We start from the raw sequence: 720 nt of genomic DNA, 5'->3' as shown, positions 1-720 counted from the left end.
GGATTAGACAAATGAAAGTAAGACCATCCGTAAAACCGATGTGCGACAAGTGCCGAGTAATACGACGCAAGGGTCGCGTCATGGTAATTTGTGAAAACCCAAAACACAAACAAAGACAAGGAAACTAAGTAGGAGGAAACAATGGCACGAATTGCAGGAGTAGATATTCCAAACGACAAGCGTGTAGTCATCGCCCTGACCTATATCTACGGGATCGGGAAGAGCACGTCAGAGAAAGTATTGGAAGAGACAAAAATCGATGAGAACATCCGTGTAAAGGATCTGAGCGAAGAACAGATGAACGCAATCCGCAAGGCCATCGACAAGATCAAGGTCGAAGGGGATCTGCGAAGAGAAGTACAGCTGAACATCAAGCGACTGATGGAAATCGGATGCTACAGAGGGATCCGACACAGAAAGGGACTGCCGGTCAGAGGACAGAGAACGAAGACCAATGCGAGAACACGCAAAGGGAAAGCGAAGACGGTAGCCAACAAGAAGAAGTAGGAAGGAAGAGTAGAGTATGGCAAAGGTACAGAGAAGAGGAAAACGCCGCGTCAAGAAGAATATAGCGCGCGGATGTGCACATATCCACTCGACTTTCAACAATACGATCGTAACGATCACAGATGAGAGTGGAAATGCGGTAGCATGGAGCAGTGCGGGAGCCTTAGGATTCAAGGGAAGCCGAAAGAGCACACCGTATGCAGCCCAGTTAGC

General features: G+C 48.2%; 3 protein-coding genes. All 3 read left to right on the top strand.

Translation table 11 applies throughout. The features are described 5' to 3' along the window. Window positions 1-11 precede the first annotated feature (11 nt). Window positions 12-128 (top strand): 50S ribosomal protein L36, encoded by a 117-nt coding sequence (gene rpmJ, locus ACTQX6_RS12620; protein WP_081637596.1) that lies wholly within the window; start codon window positions 12-14, stop codon window positions 126-128. A gap of 13 nt (window positions 129-141) precedes the next feature. Continuing rightward, the gene (gene rpsM / locus ACTQX6_RS12615) at window positions 142-507 is read left to right on the top strand and encodes a 30S ribosomal protein S13 (protein WP_022789337.1); all 366 of its coding nucleotides are present in this window, start codon (window positions 142-144) and stop codon (window positions 505-507) included. Between the two features lie 16 nt (window positions 508-523). Continuing rightward, window positions 524-720, top strand: a 197-nt coding sequence (gene rpsK, locus ACTQX6_RS12610) for a 30S ribosomal protein S11 (RefSeq protein WP_441657563.1), incomplete at its 3' end; no start/stop codon positions are given.

Origin of the sequence: Faecalicoccus sp. LCP19S3_E2, from assembly GCF_052121255.1 — a bacterium.
GTDB lineage: Bacteria > Bacillota_I > Bacilli_A > Erysipelotrichales > Erysipelotrichaceae > Faecalicoccus.
The sequence above is the reverse complement of the archived record's forward strand: the minus strand, read 5'-3'. Positions and strand labels throughout refer to the sequence as shown.